The organism is Pigmentiphaga sp. GD03639 (assembly GCF_029845405.1).
Lineage (GTDB): Bacteria > Pseudomonadota > Gammaproteobacteria > Burkholderiales > Burkholderiaceae_B > Pigmentiphaga > Pigmentiphaga daeguensis.
The window spans coordinates 20,847-45,663 of record NZ_JAOCLR010000039.1; the positions used below are offsets into that span (position 1 = coordinate 20,847).

Sequence of the window (24,817 nt, forward strand, 5' to 3'; positions counted from 1 at the left end):
GTCAGGGGCGCGCCGCCGGCGCCGAGGCGCCGAAATCGACCTGTGGCGGCGCCGCCATGGCCTTCTCGTCGGCGACCGAGAAATTGGGCTTGACGTCGTAGCTGAACAGCTTGGCCGTGATGTTGGTCGGGAAGCTGCGCGTGAGCACGTTGTAATCCTGCACCGCCTTCACGTAGCGCCCACGCGCCACGGTGATGCGGTTCTCCGTGCCCTCAAGTTGGGCACGCAGGTCTTGAAAAGCCTGGTTTGCCTTGAGTTGCGGGTAGTTCTCGCTCACCACCAGCAGCCGGCTCAGCGCGCCGGACAGTTCGCCCTGTGCCGCCTGGAACTTCTGGAAGGCCTCGGGGTTGTTGACGAGTTCCGGCGTGGCCTGGATCGAGGTCGCCTTCGCGCGGGCCTCGACCACCCGGGTCAGCGTCTCCTGCTCGAAGTTGGTCTCGCCCTTGACGGTCGCGACGATGTTCGGGATCAGGTCGGCGCGCCGCTGGTACTGGTTCAGCACCTCGGACCAGGCGGACTTGGTCTGCTCGTCCAGCCGCTGGAAGTCGTTGTAGCCGCATCCGCTCAGCGACAGGGCAAGCGCTGCGAGCAGGGACATCAGGATCAGTCTCATGGTTCGGTTTCCGTGGAAGTGAGAAAAGTGCGGGACGGTGAAGCGCTCACCAGGACGGGGTTGGCTGGCCACCAATGCCGCGGAATGAGCAGCAGCGCGAGTGTGGCGGCCAGTGGAATCGACAGCCACGCAAAGGTGCTCTGCATCACAGCGCCGAATAGCCATCCGGTGGCGGCCGATCCCAGTGTTTGTCCGAGGCCGGCTGCCGCGGCGAGCCCTCCCATCGCGATACCGAGCCGCCGCGCCGAGGTGCCGGCAGCGAGGTAGGCCAGGGTGGGGAGCACAAGACCCGTGCCCGCAGCCATGAAACTCACGCCGACGTACAGCCACATCTCGCTGCCATGGCGGGCCAGCATCAGGAGCCCGGCGATGCCCAGGACCATGCCGCAGGCCAGTACGCGGCGTGGGTCGGCGCGCTCCAGCAGGCCGGTGAAGAACAGCACCGCGTTGACGCCCAGCATCACCAGACTGCACTCGGCGAACATCAACGACACCTCTCGGGAGGAGAGATCGGGGTGGCGCTGGCCCTGCAGCACGATGCCGAGTTCAAAGCCGGCAAGCACGAACATGACCACACCGTTGAGAATCCAGAGCGCCAGGGAGCGGCTCCGGGGTGCTCCGTCGTGATCGGCTGCGTCCGCCTCTCCAAGGGAGGAAGGTGCGGGAAGCGTTGCGGCCAGGCCCAGCATCATCAGCGCGCCGAGCGCGGCCGAGAGTGCGATCACGAGCGTGGTCGATGAGCCCTGTACCAGCACGCTCAAGAAGCCCAGGCCGACAAGCCGTTCTGCAGCGGCGTTCAGGCCGGGGCCGAACAGGAACCCGAGCAGCGACATCGCACCCAGCCATGCAAAGCGCCTGGCGCGAATCGATTCTGGGGTGTACTGCGCGACGAGCGCCGGCACCACCGGCACGACCGCGGCCACAAAAAAGTTCTGGTGTCAAGTCCTTCGTGCAAATCACGCAGAGCTTGAAACCGTATATGGGACAGTAGGTTAGCTCGTTTTCAGGCCACTTTGCGGAAGTGCGGCCTTGTGGGCTAGGAGCCACATAGGAGCGTCGGGAGGGAAAGCCGGATCGCGCTGGAGCGTGCGGGATTGCCGAGGAACGGCGGGCCTGTCGCACCATCATAGCCCAAGAGGCTTTGCGTGCGGCATCCAGAGAATGAAGAACGCGCAGCCTGGGGCTGCGCGTTCGACGGATGCCATTGGTACGCGACGCCATCATGTCGGCTTCGTTGGCGCGCTCCGTGTCGCCGTGCCCTTCCTGAATCCCCGATCCCCCGCCATGAACGCCTCCAGCATGTGCGGGATAAGCGTCGTTGCATCGACGGTCTCGCCATATGCCTGCGCGTGCAGCGCGGCATAGCGGTCGAGGGTGGCCCTCAGGCTGGCCGGGCAAGCGAAGGTCAGCTTGACGCTCTCGGTCTTGGGCAGTGGCCCGAGCCGCAGTTTCTTGGTCGTGCTCATTGCATCGCTCCCCGCTGGAAGAACATTGGCTGGTACGGACGCAGCACCAGATCGCGGTTGGCGATGATCCGCACCGGCAGGCCGGGCCGCTCGGTCAGCGTCGGCTGGATGTTCATGTTGCGCCGGGTCATCTCCTGCCCGACCTGGTTGATGCTGTCCTGTGCGCTGTCGCGCCCGGCGATCACGATGCGGTTGCCGTCCTGCCGGTTCTCCGGCGCGGCCAACTCGGCGCCGATGCCCAGCAGCGTCGTCAGCGCCGCACCGGCGACGATGCGGCTCCAGTGGTAGTCCACACCGTCTTCCAGGCCCGAATAGCCGGCCGGATCGGTGCCGACGAGGTTGTCCAGCGTCAGCGAGGACGTGTCCGGCAGGATGATGCGGTTCCAAACCACCTGCACCCGGCTCTGTCCATAGCTGACCTGGCTGTTGTAGCGGCCCAGGATGCGCGAGCCCTGCGGAATCAGCAGGAACTTGCCCGTGGCCGTGTCGTAGACCGGCTCCGTCACCGTGGCGATCACGTCGCCCGGAAGATCGGACTTGATGCCTGTCACCAGCGCGCCAGCGATCACCGTCCCGGCCATCACCTGATACGGCGAGGACGGCATTTTCAGATTCCCGGAATTGCGGGTTTCCGTAGAGCCGCCTTTCAGGAACGCCTCTTTCTGGTCTTGTCGATTCTGCACAGCGGTCGGGTCGGCGGGCTGCGCTGCTGTCGAGGCCGGCCCGGCGGCCAGCGGGTCGAAGCCGGCCAAGGCGCTGCCAGGTGCAGCCGCAGCGGCTTGCGCCGTGACCGGCGCGGTGGCCTTGCCTTGGTTGCCCGAGCGGAAGAACACCGATGAACCCGCCGCCGCGTCAGCCTCCTTGCGTCGCGCATCCTCCGGGTCGTGGCCCGGTGGCGCATACGTCGGCGTCACCGGCTGCTGCGACTTCACGATGGCCGGGCCGAGATCGCCCGGCAGCGGTGGCCCCAGCTCGGGCACCTTCGGCGGCAGCTTGGAATAGTCCGAAGGCAGGCCGTCCAGCCCTTCGGACTTCGAGACGCGATCCACGTTGTACAGCTCGGTCTGCTCGCCCGCTCCGCGCCGATGCGGCTGCAACGACCAGATCGTGGCCCCGAGCACGGCGACCGACAGGCCGCCCGTGAGGATGGCCAAGGTGCGCCGATTCAGGCGCGTGACCGGGCGCGGCTGGGCGCGCAGCGCCACCGCTTCGGGCGCCACCTTGCCCGTCTGCGGTGCAAGATCAGGGGAATCGTCCTGGCTCATGGTCAGTTCCTTCGCGTGCCGTCCGTGCGCTCGATCCGCACCACGTCGCCCTTGTCCCCGCCCAGGCGCAGCTCGGCCGCGCCGAACAGCCGATCCACGATGTAGTACGGCGAGCGAAAACGGTAGTTCACCAGTTGCCCGTCGCCCTGCACACCGATCACGAACAGTGGCGGCAGCTCGCCCTGGGCGATGCCCGGCGGAAACTGGATGTAGACCTTCTCGCCATCGTCGAAAGCGCGCAGCGGCTTCCACGGTGGATTGCTGCCGCTGACCGCGTAGCGAAAGCGGATCTTCTCCAGCGACAGGCCCGCATCGACCGGCGCGGCGGCACTGGCCGCCTGCGACTGGCGCTGCAAAGCCAGCATCTTGTCCTTCGGGTACTCCCAGGACACCGATGCCATCCAGGTCTTCTCGGTCGAGGTCAATTCCAGCAGGTACGTCCTGCGGCTGGTCGTGATGACCAGATTGGTCTTGAGGCCCGAGCGGATCGGCTTGACCATCACATTGACGCGCAAGGCATCACCGCTGCCGCTCGATGCGTCTCCGACGATCCAGCGCACGGTATCGCCAGCGGCCACCGTCACCAGTTCCTCGCCGGGCTGGAGCGCGATCACCGTCACGCGGCCCACGGCCGCATAGACCTGATACAGCGCGCCATCGGTGAAGGGCCAGACCTGGATCGCGTTGACGTAGCCCTCGCGCGTGGGCGCAATGCGCGCCTCGGCGTTGGCGCGGGACACACGCACGGTTTCATCGGCGGGTTCCGGCGTGGGCTTGGCATCCGGCACAGGTTTCATCTGCGCCGGCATCGGCAGCACCTGCGGCACGGCCACCACTTCCACAGGCGCAGGCGGCTCCGGCAGCGGCTGCGCCTGCGCCGGCTCATCGAGCGAAATGGACGGCGGCGGCTTGCCCTGCGTGGCGCAGCCCGCGAGGGCAAGCAACATGATCGGCAAGGCGGATTTACGGAAAAGATCATTCATGGCTTTGCTCCTTCGTTTCCTTCCAGTTCGCGGCTCCACGACAGCCCGTTGACGTAGATACCCAGAGGGTTCTTGCGCACGCGCTGCTCGGTGCGCGGCGTCTGCTGCACGATGGAAACCACGGCGTTCCAGCGTTCGGTGCGATCCAGCGCGCCATTGACAAAGCGCGTCTCCGTCCAGCGCACGTTGAAAGACGTGTCGCTGGCGCGGGTCACGCTGGTGATCTGCACCGTCACCGACTCCTTGCCGATGCGCGCGAACGGATCGTTCACGCGGGCGTACTCGTTGAGCACCACGGCGCCCTTGTCAGTGGTGTAGTCGTAGGCATCCAGCCAGTTCTGCCGCACCACGATGGGGTCGATGGACAGCGAGCGCACCAGGCCGATGAAGCGGCCCAGGTGATAGGCCACCTGGGCATCGCTGGGCCGATACGGCGTAGCGGCTTCACCGACCGCGCGCACCTGGCCCGCGTTGTCCACCTCGATAACGTAGGGCGTGACGATGGACTGCGCCGAGCGCCAGACCAGCCCGCCCGCCATCAGCACGGCCAACGTGAGGCAGCCAAAGGCCATGAAGCGCCAGTTCTTGGCCTGCACGCGGGCCGAGCCGATACGGTCGTCCCAGACCTGCGCGGCGGATTGGTAGGGGGTGGCAGGCTGCGGCGTATCGGCGTAGCGCACCTGCGGTCTTTTGAATCGCATGAGGGTTCTCCTTGAAGATCAGGAATCGGAATCACGCAGGCTTGGCCCCTGGCTGGAGCTGCCGCCGTCGCCGCCGCGCAGCGTGTGGGCGGCGGTCGTGGCGGCATGGGTGAGCTGCTGCCTGCGGTGCAGGCGCTTGGCCCAAGCGGGTTGTGCGGTGGATGGGGCTGTGACGGGAGATTCGCTCGCAGCCCGTGCGGCACTGTCCCCCGACGCCGATCCGGCGTCATCAGGCCGGAAGGCGGCGGCGACGCGCTCCTTCATCGAGCGTGCGCCTTGGGCCACCTTCTGCCCGGCTGCCTGCGCGCCAGTCTTGGCGACATTGCCCACACCGGCGGCGGCGCCCTGGAGGCCGCCACCGGCCGAAGCGGAGCCCGCCTGATAGGCCGACTTGGCGCTGCTGGCGGTCGATGCCATCGAACGGGCGCCACTGACCCCTGCTTTGGCGGCTGCGGGCGCCATACGCGCTCCGGCCGCCACGGCGCCGCCGACACCCGTAGCAGCAGCGCCGACCGCAACGGCGGTTCCGGCTGCGCCGATGGCAGCACCGGCCATCGCGCCCGCGCCAAGCTGCGGGCCGCCGGACACCAGCCCGGTCGCAATGCCCGGCCCGAAGATGCCCAGGGCCAGCATGGACAGCGAGACCAGCATGATGACCAGCGCCCGGTCGATCGAAGGCTCCGAACCTGCCGGTATGTTGAACTCGGAGAACAACCCCGAGCCGATGCCCACGATGACGGCCAGCACCAGCACCTTGATGCCCGATGACACCACGTTGCCCAAGACTTTCTCGGCCAGGAACGCCGTCTTGTTCCAGAGGGCGAACGGCACCAGCACGAAGCCCGCCAGCGTGGTCAGCTTGAACTCGATCAGCGTGACGAAGAGCTGCACCGCCAGCACGAAGAAGCTGACGATGACCACCAGCCACGCAAAGAACAGCACGACGATGGGCGCGAGGTGGATGAACACCTCGGGGAAGCCCGAAAGCTCCTTGATCTGGTCGAGGATCGGCGCCGCTGCGTCGATGCCGGCCTTGGCCAACCGTCCCGGCTGCAGGAAGTTGCCCATGCTCAGAGTCGAGCCGCTGGCCGTCAGGCCCAGGCCCGCGAAGGAGCGGAACACCACGCTGGCCAGCATGTTGAAGTTGCCGATGATGTAGGCGAAGGCACCGACGTACAGCACCTTGCGGATCAGCTTGGCGATCACGTCCTCGCCCTGACCGGTGGCGTGACCCATCGCCCAGAACAGCCCGGCGAGCGTCATGTCGATGACGATCAGCGTGGCCGTGAGAAATGCCACCTCGCCGTGCAGCAGACCGAAGCCCGAGTCGATGTAGCGCGAGAAAACATCGAGGAAATGGTCAATGACCGAAATGTCATTCATGGCGAGTCCTCCTGTCCAGACAAGGCCGCTGTCACCGCCTCGCTGTCTTCGGCGGGTTCATCGAAGCTGGGCGGAATCGCCGGCAGATCGGCCAGCGTCCGGTACTCGTCCGGCCCGGCCTTGCCGGAGAAAAAGCGGCGCAGGTCGGCCTGGGCCCCCCGCGCGCATAACGCGCCGTCGAGCTGACCCGCGCGGCATTGCTCCTTGAGCAAGCGCAGCCGCGCCGGATGGGCCGAGAGTGCATCGACCGAAGGCACCTCCTGCTGGCCGCAACCGGCCAGCAAGAGCACGAGACCGCAGAAAGCAGGCGCGCGGGTCATGGCAACACCTGTCACCGGCCGTAGAAATCGACGGTCTGCGGCGTGTACGGCGTACCTTCACCCAGGAAACGCCGGTTCACCTCGCGGCCACGTTCCACGGCAGCAGCCTGCCGCGCCAGCTCCAGCGAAGCGGCACGATCCTGGGTGATGCTCAGGCGCTGCGTCTGGATGGACTGCTTGGCTTGCAGGGCCAGTAACTGATTCATGGCCTGCATCGCCTGCAAAGCGCCCACGGCCGATTGGCTCTTGCCCACGAGGTCGGCCAGCACGCCTTCGTCGTCGCTCAGGTTCTGCGACGCCTGGGCCTGCATCTGCATGGTGGTCTGCAAGCCGTTGAGCGTGTTCTTCCAGCGCTCCTGCGCGTCGCGGTACATCTGGTTGCCGCTGACGGTGGCGGCATATTGCTCGGGATACAGGCGCTGGAACTCCCGATCCAGATTCGTCACGTCGTAGGCCAGTCCTCTGGCCTGGGCGATCAGCCGCTGTGTGGTCGCCAGATTGGCGCGCAACTGGCCGACCACGCTGGACGGCAGGCTGGCGAGGTTGCGCGCCTGGTTCATCAGCATCTGCGCTTCGTTCTGGAGCTGCTGGATCTGGTTGTTGATCTGCTCCAGCGTGCGGATCGCGGTCAGCGTGTTCTGCACGAGGTTCGTGGGGTCGATCACGACCCATTGCGCATGGGCGGTGGCGGTGCAAAGCATGGCCGCGATGGCGGCGGCGATGAGACGTTTCTTCATGGCTGGTTCTCCAGGGGTTGGTCAGCGAGGGAACCCGGCGCGAGGCCGGGGAACGAGGGCAGCAGGTCGGCCGCCCAATCGAGGCCGCGATGGCGCAGCCAGGCGCCCGCGAAGCCGGGCACGCCGGCGTCGGCCAGCACCGCGTCCATGTCGCGCTGGTCTTGCGGCGTGGACGCGCCCGCGAAGGCCAGCGCCGCCGCGCCCAGGTCGAGGTCGAACAGGCGATTGCCGAGGCGCGATTGGTAGTAGTAGTCGCGCTTGGGCTGCGCGGTGGCGACGATCTCGATCTGCCGCCTGTTGAGGCCGAAGCCCTCGTAGATCGTGCGAATCTGCGGCTCGGTGGCCTGCGGGTTCGGCAGGAAGATGCGACTCGCGCAGCTCTCGATGATCGCGGGCGCGATGCTCGAATCCTTGATGTCGGCAAGGCTCTGCGTGGCGAAGATGACGCTGACGTTCTTTTTCCTGAGCGTCTTGAGCCACTGGCGGATACGCGCGGCAAACACCGGGTCATCGAGGAACAGCCACGCTTCATCGAGGATCAGCAGCGTGGGCGCCCCGTCGAAGCGTTCATCGAAGCGCGCAAAGAGGTAATGCAGCACCGCCATGACGGCGGCCTTGCTGTGCATCAGCTCCTCCATCTCGAAGCACTGCACGTCGGCCATGCCGAGCCGGTCATGGTCGGCGTCCAGCAGCTTGCCGTGGGCACCGCCCAGCACATAAGGCGACAACGCCTGCCGCAGCGTGTTCGATTGCAGCAGCACGGACAGCCCCGTCATCGTGCGCTGCTCCACCGGCGCACCGGCGAGGCTGCCGAGCGCCGACCAGATGGCGGCCTTCTCTTCGGGGCCGACGACCACGCCCTCATGCCGCAAGCGGCCTTCGATCCACTCTACCACCCAGGTGCGGTAGCCCTCGCGGTCGATACGAGCCAAGGGCTGGAAAGCGATTTCGCCATCCATCCCGAGGTCGTAGTGCTCGCCGCCCAGGCCCAGGATGGTGGCGCGCATCGAGCGGCCCATGTCGAAGGCGAAGATGCGCGAGCCGCGATAGCGACGGAATTGCATCGCCAGGGTGGCGAGCAAGACCGACTTGCCCATGCCGGTCGGGCCTGCGACCAACGTGTGGCCCACGTCGCCGATGTGCGTCACCAGCCGGAACGGCGTGGCGCCATCGGTGCGCGTGACGATCAGCGGCGGGCCGTCAAGATGGGCATTGCGTTCGGGGCCGGCCCATACCGCCGACACCGGCATCATGTGCGCCAGGTTCAGCGTCGAGACGATGGGCTGGCGCACATTGGCGTAGGCATTGCCGGGGAGCGAGGACAGCCACGCATCCACGGCGTTCAAGGTTTCAGGGATCGTCACGAACCCGCGCCCTTGGATGGCCCGCTCCACCATCCGCAACTTCTCGTCGGCCACGGCCGGGTCGGCATCGAGCACTGTAACCGTGGCGGTGAGATAGCCGAAGGCGACTTGATCGCTGCCCAGCTCCTGCAAGGCGGCATCGGCGTCGGTGGCCTTGTTGTTGGCGTCGGTATCGACCAGCGGGCTTTCCTGCTGGAAGATGGTTTCGCGCAGCAGCGCGATGACGTTCTTGCGCTTGGCGAACCATTGGCGGCGCAAGCGTGAGAGTTCCCGTTCCGCCTCGGCTTTGTCGAGGCAGAGAAAGCGCGTGCTCCAGCGATACGCGAAGCCCAGGCGGTTGAGGTCGTCCAGAATCCCCGGCCATGTCGAGGTCGGGAAGCCTCGCACCGTTGCCACGCGCAGGTGCTGGTCGCCCAGCATCGGCGCCAGGCCGCCGACCAACGCGGAATCGGCCAGCAGCGCGTCGATGTGGAATGACACCTCGGGCACGCCAACCCGGTAGCGCCGAGTCGAGATGGTCGCGTGCAGGTGGGTCAGCATCTGGCTGTCATCGAGCCAGCCGATCTCCGGCATCACGCCGTCGAGCAAGTCGAAGATGCGATCGGTTTCCGCGACGAAGGCTTGCAGCCGCTCGCGCCAATCCACGCCTTCGGTGGGCCGGTTCTCGTACAACAATCCCGCCGCGCGGGCGCGGGCCTCCTCTGGCGGCAGGTACGCCAGTGTCAAGTGGTAGCCGCTCTCGAAGTGGTTGCCCGAGTCCTCGAAGGCGGCGCGGCGCTCCTCATCGACCAGCCAGGACAGCGCTTCGGGGAAATCCGAGTGCGGATAGTCAGCAGCGGCCCGGCGCTCGGCTTCCACGAACAGCGCCCAGCCGGAACCCAGGCGCCGCAGTGCATTGTTCAATCGAGCTGATGTGGCGATCAGCTCGCCCTGCGTCGCGCTGTCGAGATCGGGGCCACGAAACCGGGCTGTGCGCTGGAAACTGCCGTCCTTGTTCAAGACGACGCCCGGCGCCACCAGCCCGGCCCACGGCAGCCAGTCGGCGAGCAAGGCCGGACGCTGGCGGTATTCGGCAAGGTTCAGCATGGCATCACCTCACACGTCCAACAGCGGGCGGTGCTTGATGTGCCGCGCGAACACGGCCATGAACTGCGGATCGACGCGCGCGCCCCAGACCGCCAGCGCATGGCCGGCGATCCAGAGCACGACGCCAGGAATCCACAGTTGCAGGCCCAGCCCCACGGCAGCGGCCAGCGTGCCGTTGGCAATCGCCACGGTACGCGGCGCACCGCCCAGCAGGATCGGCTCCGTCAGCGAGCGATGCAGCGGCACCTCGAAGCCTGGAGCGAAACCCTGTACGCCATCGTGGGCCGCGTTCATACGACGGCCCCGCCCGAGAAGCTGAAGAACGACAGGAAGAAGCTTGAAGCCGCGAAGGCGATGGACAGACCAAAGACGATCTGGATCAGCTTGCGGAATCCGCCGGACGTGTCGCCGAACGCGAGCGCGAGGCCCGTGGCGATGATGATGATGACCGCGACGATCCGGGCCACCGGGCCTTGGATCGACTCCAGGATGGATTGCAGCGGCCCTTCCCAGGGCATCGAGGAACCCGCGGCCTGGGCGGTGCCTCCAAGCAGCAGCATGAAGGCAGCGAGCATCAAGCCTTGCATGGCCGGGCGAGCCAGGCCATCCAGCCGTGCGGGCCGAGGAAGCGGATTTACAGAAATACGGAAAGCATCAACGTGCGTCATGGAAGTTCTCCAGAGTGGTCAGGGGACAGGGAGGAAAGGTCGGACTGCGGCAGCAGCTCGGGAAACGAGGCTTCCATCGCGTCCGCCAGTTGGTAGCCCACGCCGTCGAAGCCGACGACGCGGGCGATGCTCTCGATGCGGCGCTTGCGCCCGCGTCCGGCGATGTGGATGACCACGTTGACCGCTTCGGCGATCAGCGCACGCGGCGGGTTCACCGCCACTTCGAGAATCAGTTGCTCCAGGCGCAGCAGCGCGCCCAGCGCGGAGCCGGCGTGGACGGTGGCGATACCGCCCGGATGGCCGGTGCCCCACACCTTGATGAGATCCAGCGCCTCGGCGCCGCGCACCTCGCCGACGACGACACGATCCGGGCGCAGGCGCATGGATGAGCGCACCAGCTCGGTCATGGACACCACGCCTGCGCGCGTGCGCAGTGGCACGTGGTCACGCGCCGCGCATTGCAGCTCCACCGTGTCTTCGAGCACCAGCACGCGGTCGCCAGTGGCGGCGATCTCGGCGAGCAAGGCATTGGCGAGCGTGGTCTTGCCCGTGCTGGTGCCACCGGCAATCAGGATGTTCTGGCGCTCGCGCACGGCGCGCACCAGCAAGCCCGCCTGCGCGGCGGTCATCATTTCGTCCTCGATGTAGCGCGACAGCGGGATCACGCCAAAGGCGCGCTTGCGCAAAGCGAAGGCCGGCCCCGGCGCAGCGGGCGGCAGGATGCCCTCGAAGCGCTCGCCCGTCTCGGGCAGCTCCGCCGTCAGGAGCGGCTGGCCGCGATGCACCTCGGCGCCGACGTGGGCCGCGACCAGCCGGATGATTCGTTCGCCGTCGGCCTCGGACAGCTCCACACCCATCGGCGCGCGGCCCGACGAAAGCCGGTCGATCCACAAGGTGCGATCCGGGTTCAGCATGACTTCCACTACGTCGGGGTCTTCCAGCGCGGCGGCGATCAGTGGCCCCATCGCCGTGCGCAGCATCTGGATGCGGCGATCCAGTGAAACGGCGGTGAAGGAAGGAACGGCGCTCATGACGCGCGCTCCTGCGCGTCGTCCATGCGTGCCGGGTCTGGATGCAGTTCTTCCACCACGTCTCGCACCAGACTGCGACCGCGCAGCAAATGCCGCCCGAGTTGTTCGACGAACTGCTCGAAGCGCGCCTTGCCCTGGGCGCGCGCTGCGTCCTGATGCGCTTCGGGCACGGGCGTGCTCACCGTGAGGAAGTAGCGGATGAACAGTGCCAGCGTCTCGATCTGGATGTTCTGGTCGCGCTCCATGCGCTCGGCGTGGCGCGACAGGCGATCCAGGCGCTTGGCAATCGCCGCCTCGCGCTGGTCGGCGGCATCGGGCGACAGCCACGATGCCAAGGCGGCAGCGACGATGCTGGACTTGGATACGCCTTTCTTGGCGGCCAGTTCGTCGAGCCGCTTGCCATGCTCCGGCTGGATGAACACGTTGAGGCGGTGTTGGGTCATAGGTCGATTCCGTCATCAGGGTCGAGGGATGCCAGCCGGGCCGTGCGTTGCAGGGCAGGGTCGAGCTGGCGAGGAAGGGGAAGCGGCAGGTCGTCGTCATCGAGCAACCCAAGGTCGGCCGCAGGCGCGGCCAGCTCGGGGTCGTAGGCGGCGATTTCGGAGAGTTCGGGCTGGCGACGCGGGCCGCCGTCATCGGCGCTGCCAAGGTCGCCAACGGTCTCCGCGACGAGAGGTGCCGGCACCGCAGGAATTGCCAGCCCGCTCCAGTCATCGGCGCGGGCCGGCGGCGCGTCGGCGTACTGCCCGTCCGCCAGCGTGGGCGGCGGCAGCACGCGGCGCTTGAAATTGGCGTCCGCGTAGTAGCGCAGCTTCTTCGCCTTGATGGGCGCCACGCTGGACACCATTACCACGGCCTCATCAGGCGGAAGCTGCATGACTTCGCCCGGCGTCAGCAGCGGACGCGCGGTTTCCTGGCGCGACACCATGAGGTGGCCCAGCCACGGCGCGAGCCGGTGGCCCGCGTAGTTGCGCTGCGCGCGCAGCTCGGTGGCGGTGCCCAGCGTCTCGGAAATCCGTTTGGCGGTGCGCTCGTCGTTCGTGGCGAACGTCACGCGCACATGGCAGTTGTCGAGGATGGAGTGGTTCTGCCCATACGCCTTGTCGATCTGGTTGAGCGACTGCGCAATGAGGAAGCTGCGGATGCCGTAGCCCGCCATGAAGGCAAGCGCCGTCTCGAAGAAGTCCAGGCGGCCCAGCGCCGGGAACTCATCGAGCATCAGCAGCAGCTTGTGGCGGCGTTCGATGCCGTCGCTGCCGTCGAGCGATTCGGTGAGCCGTCGGCCGATCTGGTTGAGGATCAGGCGAATGAGCGGTTTCGTCCGCGAAATATCCGAAGGTGGCACTACCAGATAAAGCGACACCGGATGCTCGGACGCGATCAGGTCGGCGATACGCCAGTCGCAGCGCGAGGTGACTTCGGCCACCGTGGGGTCGCGGTAGAGGCCCAGGAACGACATGGCGGTGCTCAACACGCCGGAACGCTCGTTGTCCGACTTGTTGAGCACTTCGCGCGCCGCCGAAGCGACGACTGGATGCGGGCCACCACCTTCCACGTTCACGAGGTGCTGTGTGGTCATCATCCGGTGCAAGGTCAGCTCGAAGGGGCTGGCCGGATCGGAGAGGAAATTGGCGACGCCGCGCAGCGTCTTGTCCTCGCCCGCGTAGAGCACATGCAGGATGGCCCCGACCAGCAGCGCGTGCGAAGTCTTCTCCCAATGGTTGCGCTTCTCAAGCGCGCCTTCTGGATCGACCAGAATGTCGGCTATGTTCTGTACGTCACGCACTTCATGTGCGCCGCGCCGAACTTCTAGCAGCGGGTTGTAGGCCGCCGACTTCGCATCGGTCGGATTGAACAGCAGGCAGTGTGAGTAGCGTGAGCGCCAACCTGCGGTGATCTGCCAATTCTCGCCCTTGATGTCGTGGACTACGGCGGATGCAGGCCAAGAAAGCAGCGTCGGCACCACAAGGCCGACGCCTTTGCCTGAGCGCGTGGGCGCGAAAGTGAGGATGTGTTCCGGGCCTTCATGCCGAAGGTACTTGCCATCGTGCTGACCGAGGAACACGCCGATCGGCTGCGTAAGGCCGGCTTTGCGAATGTCCTCCGTACTTGCCCAGCGTGCCGAGCCATAGGTCGTGACTAGGCGTGATTGACGAGAGCGCCAGATCGACATGCAGACTGCGACCACCACCGCCAGCAAGCCACTGCCACCCGCTATGGCACCGCCCGTGTCGAAAACGCGTGGCGCGTAGGCATCGAAGAAGAACCACCACTCAAACAGCTTCCACGGGAGGTAGATCGGTGTGCCGAGGAAATCAAACCAGGGGGAGCCAAGGCGTACCTGATAGCCAAGGGCTGCTGCCGTCCATTGTGTGGCGCCCCACACACCCGCGATCACGATGCCGAATACCACGGCTATCTGACCGAACAGCACATTCGTACCTTGCATAGCCCCGCCTCCAATCTCTCCTACGCTGATTCCCTTGGGAAACGCGGCTTAGAAATGTGCCGCAGGCGTCAGGATCGGTGCTGGCTTAGTGCCGGTCAAAGACCGTTTGGGGCAGAAAGGTCGATAAGAAAGAATGAATTCGCGCTGTGTCTAGCCAGGGAGTGACTCCGTAAGCGCCGGCGAATATCAGCGTGCCGAACAGAAGATTCAGGCAGACTAGCGAATTGCTGAATTGCTGAATTGCTGAATTGCTGAATTGCTGAATTGCTGAATTGCTGAATTGCTGAATTTCAGAATTTGGGGGATTCTTTGGGCGGTGTGTATGGCGTTTTTCCGTCACCGTAGAACCGCTTACGTGTTGCCTCCGCTACCCGGTTGCAAAGCAGTTCGCCCAAAGTAGGCCGATCCGTCTTGCATTGCTGGCGCAACTTCTTGAGCTGTTCCGGGTCTGCCACCAGCTCTTCTACTGTCGGGGTTTTCTTTTCTGCACTAGTGGCTTTGTGCGGTTTATCAGATTGACCGCATGCGACTAGCATTGCAGCGACGAGCGTGATGGCGAGTCTCATGGCATCAATTCCTCCGGAAGATCGGGATTTCGGCTTTTTGTTGACCTGAGAAACTCTGGCAATTCGATGGCCTGTACTCGCTGAATGAAGCGCGCAAGCTCGTCAAACGGATCGCCTTCAAGTCTGAGTAGATAGGTCGTCAAAGGTGGTACGCGTGTCGAAAGCGGCCTCGCCACGACTCCTGGCTCTCGGGAGGCTGCAATGTGTGCAGCCCCTGTAAGTCCGAGTGCAAAACCGGCAGATACCAACGCCATCATCAGGTCGAAAGTGGTAACCCGCTCGGCAACTAGAGGCTGCATTTCAGCCCGGCTAAGTACTCGCTCAATGTGCTTGGCGTGGCCCTCGCACACTTGAGGATCAGATAGCACTAGCAGGCTGGTGAGAAACCCCGCTCGCTGCTCGTGGCGCGGATTTTGAGGCAGACTCCTGCCTCGAATCGTCTTTCTGCTTTTCCCGATTTCCCATGCGCGGCCAAGAGAATCCCCAGGCGTCGATGTTCAGCTACGTGAGCTTGGAACAACGCGTGCCGAAGGACCACCCGCTGCGCACTCTGCGTGCGCTGGTCGACGGCATTCTCGCCAACATGAGTGCGCTGTTCGATGAGCGTTACTCGCACACCGGGCGCCCGTCGATTCCGCCCGAGCAGCTGCTGCGTGCGCTGCTCGTGCAGATCCTCTTCACGATCCGCAGCGAGCGCCAGCTCGTCGAGCAGCTCGACTACAACCTGCTGTTCCGATGGTTCGTTGGCCTGGGCATGGATGACGCGGTGTGGGACCGCACCGTCTTCAGCATCAATCGCGACCGTCTGCTCGGCACCGACGTCGCACGCCAGTTCTTCCGTCGCGTACTGCATCTTGCCGAGTGGCAGGGTTTCGTGTCCGACGAGCACTTCAGCGTCGACGGCACGATGATCGAGGCCTGGGCCAGCCACAAGAGCTTTGTGCCCAAGGACGGCAGTGGTCCGGACAAGCCTGCCGGGCGCAATCCGGAAACTGACTTCAAAGGCAACAAGCGCAGCAACGCGACCCACCAGAGCACGACCGACCCGCAGGCGCGGCTGTACAAGAAGGGCGAATTCACTGAGGCGAAGCTGCGCTACATGGCGCACGCGCTGTCGGAGAACCGCAACGGGCTCGTCGTCGATGTCGAGAGCACGCAGGCCACGGGTCGCGCGGAGTGGGAAGCGGCGATCCGGATGATCGACCGCAGTGTGCGCAAGCCGGGCGCGACGGTGGGTGCGGACAAGGGCTATGACACGGCGGAATTCGTGGCTGCGCTCGAACGGCGCGGTATCAGGGCGCACGTGGCGCGCAAGGTCAGCGGCAGCGCCGTCGATGGACGCACCGCGCGTGGCAAGGGCTACGCGATGAGTCTGCGCAGGCGAAAGATGATCGAAGAGGCCTTCGGCTGGATCAAGACGGTGGGTGGTCTGCGCAAGACGCGGCACAAGGGGCTGGAAAAGCTCTCGGGTCAGGCGCTGTTCGCGTTCGCGGCGTACAACCTGACCCGAATGCTGAGCCTGATGCGGTCGGCTGCCGCGTAGCAGGGATAGATGCGTCCGCTGCCCGGCGAACAGCGGAATGCGAGGGTGAGAGAACCCTGAATCACACGCCACGGCGCACTTCCGGTGCCGGAAAAAATGATCGGAAGGACATGATCCGGAAGGATTCAAGGGTTTCTCACCAGCCTGCTAGCGGGTAGCGCAGCAGTTCATCCAATGGAATTCGCTTAAGAGCCAGCAACGGATGCCGAGCTGGCAGCGCCACCATAAGCGTGTCAGTCCACGCGGGAAGTGCGACGATTCCATCACCTACGTCGTCGGACTGTGCAAAGCCGACGTCATACAGGTCGTCGTGCAATCCTTTGATTTGTTGGGATAGTGGCACCTCAAAAAAGCGAATCTCAACCTCGGGCTCCTCCTCGCGACACAACGCCAATAGGGCTGGTAAGCACAGTAGTGTTGCGCCGTCTGACAAGGCGACGCGGAGTTGTCCATGAAAGCCATTTTTTGCTGCCTTCACGCAGTCCCGCGCCTGTTGCAAGGATGCGAACACCCGAGGTGCGTGCTCCATGAGCATCAACCCAGCTCGTGTCAAACGCGTGCTTCTCGTGTTCCGAATAAAGAGCTGTGCTCCTAACTCCTCTTCGAGTTCTTTGATCGTGCGAGACAGTGGGGACTGCTCAATATGCAGTTTCGCAGCGGCGCGAGCGAAGTGAAGTTCCTCGGCGAGCGCCATAAAACAACGTAGATGTCGGATTTCCATGCGCCCCTGCCAATCGTTAATCTATTCAGTATTCAAGATGCGCTGCCTTGCTGCGTTCTTCCAACTCAAGGAGTCAGGGTGAAGACTGCAAATTCACATGCTCTGGCGAACCAGAAAGCGCCTTAGCGAGAACACCCCATTGCACTGCTGCTTCGGCGCGAGCACGGACCAGAGCCGCTCGCTGAGACAAGGTGCCACGCTCCGCTTCTGCGACAACGGTCGCGTCCACCTGTCCCGCTTCAAATAGGCGTCGGCTGCGGTCAAGGAGTCGATCAGCGACGGCAAGACCATCGACCTGATGCTGCAGGGAGGTCCGCTGGGTCTGCCAGCCCAGATAAGCGTTCTCCACATCCTGAAGTGCGAGCAACACCGTGCGGTCCAGGTCAGCTTGTGCGCCGCGACTGCGTGCGGAGCCCTCGTCGATTCCCGCTTGTATTGCGCCACCGTCAAGAATCGGGAGCGTCACACCCAAGCCCAAAGAGAAAATGTTCCCCGCCACACGGGTTCCGTTGTTCTCGAAGCGTTGGCGACCACCACTCAAATCGAGCACAAGTTTGGGGAACCGCTCGCCTTCTGCAGCGTTCCATCGCGCCGTCGCCGCCGCAAGGCGCGCCTGCGCGGCTCGGACGTCGGGGCGCTGCTGCAGCAACTCGCCAGGCACGCTTCGGGGAGTCCAATCGGGCATGGTGAGAGAGGCAAGCGCAGGACCGCTGCCAAGCGCCCCCGGAATCCGGCCAACGAGCACATCCAAGGCATGCGTTGCTTCGCCGCGTACGCGTCGCAACTGCTCTTGCTCCACCCGGAGGGCGATGACCTCGGAACGCGTGCGTTCAATGTCAAAGCCCGTAGCTTGACCTGCCTTGAACTTCTGCTCTGTCAGACGCTCAAGGCGCTCGGCGACTTGAAGTCGCTCTTTTGCCAGATCTTCCAGCTCTGCCGCCTGCCGCTGCTGCAGTGCAGCGGACACTGTCTCAAAGGCGATCTGCCAACGTGTCGCGAACCAGTTCTGTTCGACAGCAACTGCGTCCATCCGTGCGCCATCAGCGGCATGCGAGAGGCGGCCCGCTAGATCAACTTCCCATGAAGCCGACAGCGGAAGCCTGGCATCGCTGCTGATGGTCGGTGCCAAAGAAAAGTCGCGCGCGCGCGTTGCTTGGGGCGTGAGCGCCAAGCTAGGGAACATTGAAGCGCGTGTACGTCGGGTGATCGCCACAGCTTCATCAATCCGCGCTCTTGCAATAGCGAGATCGGTGTTGTGCTCCAGCGCGTTGCGCACCAGCGCGTCAATCAGCGGATCACCGTACGCCGTCCACCACTCGGCCGGGAGTGCTTGTGCTGGCACCTGCTGCACAGCCAGACCCGCTTCGTTCATGAATTTGGCCGGAACCTCAACGCGTGATGTCTCCACCCTGTGAGGCGAGTGGCTGCACGCGGCGAGAAGCGTGATCGATAGGAATGCAACAGCAGTAAGGCCGCGGCGGGCGTAGGGATCGGACATGTTGAGCCACTAGGTTGTGAATTGAGGAGGCCGTCTTGACGGGCATAGTTCATGGCGTGTACTATACCGTCCAGACGATTCAAAAATCAAGCATCTTTGGAGTTTCACCATGGCAACTCGTATGAAATCAAGCCCAGAGGAGTCGCATTCGGCGGACAACGGCGCTGAAGCCCCCTCCATCTCTAAGAAAGCGCAACAAACACGGGAGCGCATCCTTCAAGCTGCGCGTGACGTAGTCATGGAGGGAGGTGCCGGGCACCTAACGCTTGACGCGGTCGTTGCACGGGCAGGAATGAGCAAAGGTGCGTTCCTGTACCACTTCAAGACCAAGCGCGATCTGCTCCTCACGATGATTGATGACCAGGTCTCGGCGTTTGATGGCGGGCAGGAAGAGCGAGAGCTGCCATTCGTCGGCAATCCAGACCCTTGGCTATCCAGCCAGGTCTCGGCTATGCCTGACGGCGGGATGCAAAAGATGAGCGCTGCATTGCTGGCGGCCGTGGCTGAAGACCCCACGCTGCTTGAGCCTGTGCGCGGCTGGTACCGCAGGCAGTACGAGAACGCGAGCAAATCTCCACGCGGCACCGATATCGCCGGAATCGTTCTATTTGCCTTGGACGGAGTCTTCCTCGCCGAAATGATGGGTTTTCCGACGTTTGCTGCCGAAGACCTTTCTCGACTCATGCACACCCTCCAGGCGCTCGCCCGCGGCGAACTGGAACTCACCCCTATTGATAAACGCTGATGAAAGGCCTTCCCGTGTCTTGCACTCCCTTTAAATCCCAGTCCTGGCAAATGCAGAAAGTCGGCCTCGCGTTTGTTCTGCTCGCATCGCTTGCCGGCTGTGGTAGTCAGAAGGAGCCTGCTTCCGATCCACCGCGAGCGGTCAAGCTGCTTACCGTGGGTGATGTAGCTTCTGTAGCCAATCGCATTGAACTGAGTGGCCTAACTCGTTCCAGTGAGCGGAGTACCTTAGGCTTCGAGACTGGCGGGCGGATCAGTAAGCTTCATGTGGACGTGGGAGACCGCTTCTCTCGCGGACAGCTTCTGGCTGAGTTGGATGTTCAGCCCGCGCAACTCCGCCTAGAACAGGCTCGGGCGGCACTCGCTGCAGCGGAAGCCGCATTGGCAGACAGAATCGTTCAAACAACGCAGCAACGGGGGCTGCTTGAGGGCAACGTGATATCCCCCGCGGCATTCGAGAGTGTGAAAGCACAGTTGGTTGCTGCTGAAGGCCAGGTACGCAATGCAAAGGCCACATTGGGCCTCGCCGAGCGTGCGAGACGGGGTACCGCCATTCATGCGCCATTTGACGGCGTCGTCGCGGAGAAGCTCGCTCTGCCTTTCACTGATATTGCAGCCGGAGCGCCCGTGCTTCAAGTGGATGGACTGCGCAGCGGCGTAGAAGTCCTTGCGACTGCATCGACGACCCAAGCAGTGCACATCAAAGTTGGGCAAGTCGCAGAACTGCGTCTGAGCGAGTCAGCAAGTCCCGTTCGTGCTTCGGTACAACGCATTGGCTTGCGTGCAGAAAATGGCTCACTTTTGCCTGTCGTGCTCGTTCCTCAAGATGCCACTCAGGCGCGCAGTCTTCGACCCGGGTCAGCCGTTCAAGTATTGCTGAAGGCGCCGGAAGCGAAGGATGCCTCACCAGACCGCCTGATGCTTCCCTATTCGGCACTGGTGCTCAGTGAGAAAGCGGGACAAGCCGCAGTGTTTGTGTATGACGTGACCGGAAAGAAGGTGCACCGCAGGGAAGTGCAGTTCCAGAGCGAGCCAGGCGGCGACAACGTTCGCGTCGTGGGTGGCCTGAAGCGGGGCGAGATGGTGGTCGCGGCTGGCGCGGGCTGGCTGACGAACGGACAACAAGTCACTCCACTCAAAGCCACGACTCAATTGGCCGGACGCTGACGCGCTATAGGAAGACGTCGCTATGAAGATCACAGAAATGGCGCTGCGCGCCAGCAGACTCACCTACCTTGCCGCGGTCATCATTCTTGTTGCCGGCATTGCCACGTTCCTCAATTTCCCTTCGCAGGAAGAGCCATCGGTCACGATTCGAGATGCGGTTGTCGCCGTTCTGAACCCTGGCATGCCGGCTGAACGCGTCGAACAATTGATTGCGCGCCCGATCGAGGAGCGCTTGCGGGAGCTGGCCGAGGTCAAGCGCGTAACCACGACCGTTCGCGCGGGCGGGGCCGTCATACAAGTCACGATCTGGGAGCGGTACACCGACCTAGCCCCCATTTGGCAGCGCGTGCGTGCAAAGGTTGCCGATGCTCAACCGATGCTCCCCCAGGGAACGTTGGGGCCGTTTGTCAACGACGACTTTGGCCGTGTTGCCGTGGCGTCCATTGCTGTGACTGCTCCAGGCTACTCCATGAGCGAGATGCGGGTTTCGCTGAAAGAGATGCGCGACCGCCTGTACGCGCTTCCTGGCGTTGATCGCATCAGCTTCTATGGTCTGCAGGAAGAGCGCGTCTATCTTGAATTTGACCGGCCCAAGCTAGCCCAGCTTGGATTGACCCCTCAAGGGGTGATCGATCAACTCGTTAAACAAAACGTCGTTCTTTCAGGCGGGCAAATCGCCATCGGTGGCATCAACGCTTCGCTGGCCGTTAGTGGAGAGGTTCGCGACGCTGCATCGCTGCGCGCATTGCCGATCATGATGGCGCAAGCTCAGGGTGTGCGCGGTGCTTCTCCTGCTCCTTCAATTTCACTGGGAGAACTTGCGCAGGTGCAGGTTCAACCTGCAGATCCTCCCGAGTCTGCTGCAGTCTATAAGGGCCAGCCTGCCGTAGTGATGGCAGTGTCCATGACCTCGGGCCAGAACGTGGAGCAATTCGGCGTAGCCCTCAAATCCCGTGTGGCCGAGCTTGAGAAACTTCTGCCCGCAGGTTTCGAGCTCTCCTATGTGACATTCCAGGCAGACGTCGTCAAACGTGAAATGGGCAAGATGAACCAGGTGATGATCGAAACGATTGTCATCGTGCTCGGCGTCGTCGTCCTTTTCCTGGGATGGCGCACAGGATTCATCGTCGGGATGATCGTGCCGCTTACCATTCTGGGGGCACTGATCGTGATGCGCGCGTTGAACATCGAACTGCAGAGCGTTTCGATGGCCGCCATCATCATCGCGCTGGGTCTTTTGGTAGACAACGGCATCGTGATTGCCGAAGACATTGAACGGCGCCTGGCTGCTGGGGAAGACCGCAAACAGGCTTGTCTCGAAGCTGGCCGCACGCTTGCACTGCCACTGCTGACGTCCTCCTTGGTCATCGTCATCGCTTTTTCACCGTTCTTTTTTGGACAGAGTGCGACGAGTGAATATCTGCGCTCTCTGGTCATCGTCCTTGCGCTCACCTTGCTCGGATCTTGGCTGCTCTGCCTGACCGTCACACCTCTGCTGTGCTACCACTTCGCCAAAGTGCACCATCAGCCAGCAGACGACGCGCAGACCTACAACACACGCTTCTATCGCGGCTATCGCAAGGTGCTTGAGTGGGTACTCGGCCACAAGGCGATCTACGTCGGTGTGATGACGGGCGCATTGGCCGTCGCTCTGTACGGATTTACGACACTGCCATACGACTTCTTGCCGAAGTCCGACCGTGTGCAATTCCAGATACTTGTTCAACTCGCACCAGGAACGGATTCACGCCTCACGCTTGCGAAAGTGAAGGAGGTCAGTGGCTGGCTCGGCGATCAAGAAATCAACCCCGAAATTACGGATCACATTGGCTACGTGGCTGACGGTGGACCGCGCTTCATCCTCGGATTGAATCCACCGTTCCCAGCATCGAACATTGCGTACTTCGTCGTGACGGTCAAGACAGGCACCAACATTGATGCGGTGATTGCCCGGACGCGGGCTTATTTCGCCCAGCATCATGGAGAGGTACGCGCAGAGCCTCAGCGGTTCTCGTTAGGTACTACCGAAGCTGGCACAGCCGTCTACCGGGTCAGCGGGCCGGATCATGAGGTGCTCATGAATGCAGCGGCAAAGATCGAGTCCGCACTTCGGGATTTGCCTGGAACTGCCAACATCAAGAACAACTGGGACACTCGTGTCGGCCGTCTCGATGTTCGAGTCGATCAAGACCGTGCGCGACGTGCTGGCGTTACCACCGACGACATCGCCGCCTGGCTTGGCACCCGTTACATCGGCCAGTCGATCTCGGTGATCCGCGATGGTGATACCAGCGTGCCAATCGTGATGCGTGGGACGTCCAGTGATCGGCGCAGTACTGCAGACGTAGGTGCGACGACCATCTATCCTGCGTCGGGTGGACAACCCGTTTCTCTTGCTCAAGTGGCCGATGTCACGCTGTCCAGCGAGCCGTCCGTTATTCAACGCCGCAATCTCATTCGTACGGTTACGGTTCAGGGGCAGAACACGGCATACACCGCGCAAGAGATCGTGGATCATCTCGCACCTAGGATCGCTGCAATCGAACTACCTGCAGGCTATGCCATAGAGCTTGGTGGAGAAATTGAAGAATCAGCTGAATCGAATGCTTCGCTTTCGCACTACATGCCGTTTGCTCTTCTGGCGATGCTGCTGCTGTTCATCTGGCAGTTCAACTCGTTCCGCAAGCTGATCGTCATCCTAGCAACCATTCCGTTCACGTTGATTGGTGTCGTGATTGCATTGAAGGCGACAGGGACGCCTTTCAGCTTCATGGCGACCTTTGGTGTGCTCGCGCTTTTTGGAATCATCGTCAACAACGCTGTTCTGCTGCTCGAACGCATTGAACAGGGCCTCGCGGAAGGGCTCGCGCGGCATGAGGCCCTGGTGGGGGCGGCGATGCAGCGGCTGCGTCCGATCGTGATGACGAAGGTGACCTGTATCGCCGGTCTGGTGCCACTGATGTTGTTTGCAGGTCCGCTGTGGAAGGGCATGGCCATCGCCATGATTGGTGGCTTAGCGCTTGGCACTCTCGTGACGCTGGGATTGATCCCGCTGCTCTACGAAGTGCTGTTTGGGATGAAGTGGCCCGGCAGAAAGCAGCGTCAAGAAGCGACGCGACATCCGACGCAGCCGATTTAAACCATCTGATCAACGTGTTAGGCCCCGTCATGTCCCGTAGCTGGGGCAACGCAGGGGGCTGATTCAGCGTTATTGGAAAGACTCTAGGAATAAAACTAACTGTCGCCAACCTGCCGATTTTGTCGATGGTTGGATGGCTAAGTTTTTCTGAATAGATTTGGAGAAATACATGAACCCGCTGATGTGGAATCCATGGCTAGTGCTTCTGCTTGCTGGACTTTTCGAAATAGGTTGGCCACTCGGCCTCAAGCTGGGTGCAATCAATGTGGCGATGCGCTACGTGGGGCCGGCCATTGCGGTTGCCTGTATGGCAGCCAGTGGATTTTTCCTATGGCTATCACTCAAGCATATTCCCATGGGAACAGCCTATGCGGTCTGGACCGGCATCGGTTCACTAGGTGCATTTCTTGTGGGTGTGTATGTGTTCGGTGACACGGCTTCCTTGATACGTTGGGCCGGCATTGCGCTTGTTGTCTCCGGAATTGTCTGTTTGAAAATGGGATAAGCGAAACTTTCTATGAATACCTCTATTTCACCGGCCCGGCTCCTTCTGGTGCTAAGCCTTGCTGCGACCTTGTCTGGCTGTGCATCAAACGGAATGACGAGATCTGCGTTTCTTGGTAATTACGATGCATTGGAAAAAACGAAGTACGAGAACGTTTTACTCTTTAAAGCGCCTGGCTTTGAGCCCCGTCATTACCGGGAAATAGTAGTCGAGGGTGCTCAGATAGTGACGGGAACTGGACGCATTGATGGTCTTGACTCGGAGCAAGTGCGTGAGCTTCTCGATCATGTCAACAGTGAACTGCGACACCTCCAAACCAAGTCCGAAGCTCCCTCCTCGTCAGGCCGCATACGTGTGCGTGTGGCAATTACGGCCATTGAGACACCTAATCGAGCAGTCAATACCCTAACGACGTTGCTTGTTGGGCCAGTGACAACCGGCGGAGCCAGTTTGGAGTTCGAGGCAGTAGATGAACAAACAGGTCGTCGAGTTGCTGCTGCTAGCTGCTTCGGGCACGGCAACGCTCTCGCGGATTTCAAAGGCTCCTACACACTGCTCGGGCATGCAAAGTCTGCAATCACCACCTGCCTTGAACGGATCAATAGCGCTTGGAGAAGTGCTGGCTCGTGAATAGCTGCTATTCCATAACTTCGCGCGGATCGCGAGGAGCCTCATCAAGGGGATTCGTAGGGTGCCGTTCTTGTAACGTCTGCAGCATTCTGGAGTGGCTCTGCTTCGTCGCAAAATTGCCGGCGTTTCTCGTTCTTGTCTATTCGAAACGCTGCGTGGTGCTGCTTGCAGAGGTAAAGCGCCTGGAGGTGTGTAAATTCACACGATGGAGTTTGGCCGGTGTGCTGGCAACGGTAGT

Annotated in this window: 22 protein-coding genes and 3 pseudogenes; 6 read left to right on the top strand and 19 right to left on the bottom strand. The window is 62.8% G+C overall.

All coding sequences use genetic code 11. From position 1 onward, the window contains the following. Position 1 precedes the first annotated feature (1 nt). From N5K27_RS25945 to N5K27_RS26025, 17 genes and pseudogenes are all read right to left on the bottom strand, one after another. The gene (locus tag N5K27_RS25945; protein ID WP_023087277.1) at positions 2–613 is read right to left on the bottom strand and encodes a LemA family protein; all 612 of its coding nucleotides are present in this window, start codon (positions 611–613) and stop codon (positions 2–4) included. Next, positions 610–1,539, bottom strand: a pseudogene (locus N5K27_RS25950) (MFS transporter); the annotation flags it as partial. The gene N5K27_RS25945 and the pseudogene N5K27_RS25950, both read right to left, overlap by 4 nt. 294 nt (positions 1,540–1,833) lie before the next feature. Beyond that, on the bottom strand, positions 1,834–2,079 hold the full coding sequence (locus tag N5K27_RS25955; RefSeq protein WP_024537615.1) for a DUF2274 domain-containing protein: 246 nt from the start codon (positions 2,077–2,079) through the stop codon (positions 1,834–1,836). Continuing rightward, a complete protein-coding gene (locus N5K27_RS25960; RefSeq protein WP_270174189.1) occupies positions 2,076–3,344 on the bottom strand; it encodes a TrbI/VirB10 family protein in 1,269 nt (422 codons plus the stop codon). The genes N5K27_RS25955 and N5K27_RS25960 overlap by 4 nt, the downstream gene beginning before the upstream one ends. 2 nt (positions 3,345–3,346) lie before the next feature. Then, positions 3,347–4,327 carry a P-type conjugative transfer protein TrbG gene (gene trbG / locus N5K27_RS25965; protein WP_270174188.1) on the bottom strand — a complete coding sequence of 327 codons (981 nt, stop codon included), beginning with the start codon at positions 4,325–4,327 and terminating at the stop codon, positions 3,347–3,349. Beyond that, on the bottom strand, positions 4,324–5,028 hold the full coding sequence (gene trbF / locus N5K27_RS25970; RefSeq protein WP_024537618.1) for a conjugal transfer protein TrbF: 705 nt from the start codon (positions 5,026–5,028) through the stop codon (positions 4,324–4,326). The genes trbG and trbF overlap by 4 nt, the downstream gene beginning before the upstream one ends. 18 nt (positions 5,029–5,046) lie before the next feature. Beyond that, the gene (gene trbL, locus N5K27_RS25975) at positions 5,047–6,411 is read right to left on the bottom strand and encodes a P-type conjugative transfer protein TrbL (RefSeq protein ID WP_279820280.1); all 1,365 of its coding nucleotides are present in this window, start codon (positions 6,409–6,411) and stop codon (positions 5,047–5,049) included. After that, positions 6,408–6,731 (bottom strand): hypothetical protein, encoded by a 324-nt coding sequence (locus N5K27_RS25980; RefSeq protein ID WP_279820283.1) that lies wholly within the window; start codon positions 6,729–6,731, stop codon positions 6,408–6,410. The genes trbL and N5K27_RS25980 overlap by 4 nt, the downstream gene beginning before the upstream one ends. An 11-nt stretch (positions 6,732–6,742) precedes the next feature. Then, positions 6,743–7,468 (bottom strand): P-type conjugative transfer protein TrbJ, encoded by a 726-nt coding sequence (gene trbJ / locus N5K27_RS25985; RefSeq protein ID WP_279820286.1) that lies wholly within the window; start codon positions 7,466–7,468, stop codon positions 6,743–6,745. Beyond that, a complete protein-coding gene (gene trbE, locus N5K27_RS25990; RefSeq protein ID WP_279820288.1) occupies positions 7,465–9,918 on the bottom strand; it encodes a conjugal transfer protein TrbE in 2,454 nt (817 codons plus the stop codon). Before trbE ends, trbJ begins: the two co-directional genes overlap by 4 nt. A 9-nt stretch (positions 9,919–9,927) precedes the next feature. Beyond that, positions 9,928–10,212, bottom strand: a complete 285-nt coding sequence (locus tag N5K27_RS25995; protein WP_279820290.1) for a VirB3 family type IV secretion system protein — start codon at positions 10,210–10,212, stop codon at positions 9,928–9,930. Further along, entirely contained in the window at positions 10,209–10,586 is a 378-nt protein-coding gene (locus N5K27_RS26000; protein ID WP_279820292.1) for a TrbC/VirB2 family protein, read from the bottom strand. Before N5K27_RS26000 ends, N5K27_RS25995 begins: the two co-directional genes overlap by 4 nt. After that, entirely contained in the window at positions 10,583–11,617 is a 1,035-nt protein-coding gene (trbB, locus tag N5K27_RS26005) for a P-type conjugative transfer ATPase TrbB (protein ID WP_279820294.1), read from the bottom strand. Before trbB ends, N5K27_RS26000 begins: the two co-directional genes overlap by 4 nt. Beyond that, entirely contained in the window at positions 11,614–12,060 is a 447-nt protein-coding gene (locus tag N5K27_RS26010; RefSeq protein ID WP_011806064.1) for a CopG family transcriptional regulator, read from the bottom strand. Before N5K27_RS26010 ends, trbB begins: the two co-directional genes overlap by 4 nt. Continuing rightward, entirely contained in the window at positions 12,057–14,066 is a 2,010-nt protein-coding gene (locus tag N5K27_RS26015) for a conjugal transfer protein TraG (RefSeq protein WP_279820296.1), read from the bottom strand. The genes N5K27_RS26010 and N5K27_RS26015 overlap by 4 nt, the downstream gene beginning before the upstream one ends. A gap of 290 nt (positions 14,067–14,356) precedes the next feature. After that, on the bottom strand, positions 14,357–14,632 hold the full coding sequence (locus N5K27_RS26020; RefSeq protein ID WP_004883082.1) for an EexN family lipoprotein: 276 nt from the start codon (positions 14,630–14,632) through the stop codon (positions 14,357–14,359). Beyond that, positions 14,629–15,003, bottom strand: a pseudogene (locus tag N5K27_RS26025) (LysR substrate-binding domain-containing protein); the annotation flags it as partial. The pseudogene N5K27_RS26025 and the gene N5K27_RS26020, both read right to left, overlap by 4 nt. A 92-nt stretch (positions 15,004–15,095) precedes the next feature. Here N5K27_RS26025 and N5K27_RS26030 point away from each other — a divergent pair. Then, positions 15,096–16,175 carry an IS5 family transposase gene (locus N5K27_RS26030; protein WP_279820298.1) on the top strand — a complete coding sequence of 360 codons (1,080 nt, stop codon included), beginning with the start codon at positions 15,096–15,098 and terminating at the stop codon, positions 16,173–16,175. 148 nt (positions 16,176–16,323) lie between these two features. On the opposite strand, the pseudogene N5K27_RS26035 reads toward N5K27_RS26030, so the two are convergent. After that, positions 16,324–16,896 (bottom strand): annotated as a pseudogene (locus N5K27_RS26035) (LysR family transcriptional regulator); the annotation flags it as partial. 73 nt (positions 16,897–16,969) lie between these two features. Beyond that, entirely contained in the window at positions 16,970–18,394 is a 1,425-nt protein-coding gene (locus N5K27_RS26040) for a TolC family protein (RefSeq protein WP_069455572.1), read from the bottom strand. A gap of 109 nt (positions 18,395–18,503) precedes the next feature. Here N5K27_RS26040 and N5K27_RS26045 point away from each other — a divergent pair, with 109 nt between their 5' ends. The 5 genes from N5K27_RS26045 (at position 18,504) to N5K27_RS26065 (ending at position 24,579) form a co-directional block, all read left to right on the top strand. Continuing rightward, complete coding sequence (locus tag N5K27_RS26045) at positions 18,504–19,139, top strand: TetR/AcrR family transcriptional regulator (protein WP_279820303.1); 636 nt, start codon at positions 18,504–18,506, stop codon at positions 19,137–19,139. Beyond that, positions 19,139–20,305, top strand: a complete 1,167-nt coding sequence (locus N5K27_RS26050; protein ID WP_279820306.1) for an efflux RND transporter periplasmic adaptor subunit — start codon at positions 19,139–19,141, stop codon at positions 20,303–20,305. Before N5K27_RS26045 ends, N5K27_RS26050 begins: the two co-directional genes overlap by 1 nt. Before the next feature lie 22 nt (positions 20,306–20,327). Beyond that, entirely contained in the window at positions 20,328–23,444 is a 3,117-nt protein-coding gene (locus tag N5K27_RS26055) for an efflux RND transporter permease subunit (protein WP_279820309.1), read from the top strand. A gap of 169 nt (positions 23,445–23,613) precedes the next feature. Further along, positions 23,614–23,949, top strand: coding sequence for a multidrug efflux SMR transporter (locus N5K27_RS26060; RefSeq protein ID WP_080750184.1), 336 nt, complete (start codon positions 23,614–23,616; stop codon positions 23,947–23,949). 12 nt (positions 23,950–23,961) lie between these two features. Then, a complete protein-coding gene (locus N5K27_RS26065) occupies positions 23,962–24,579 on the top strand; it encodes a DUF3313 domain-containing protein (protein ID WP_261237956.1) in 618 nt (205 codons plus the stop codon). Positions 24,580–24,817 lie beyond the last annotated feature (238 nt).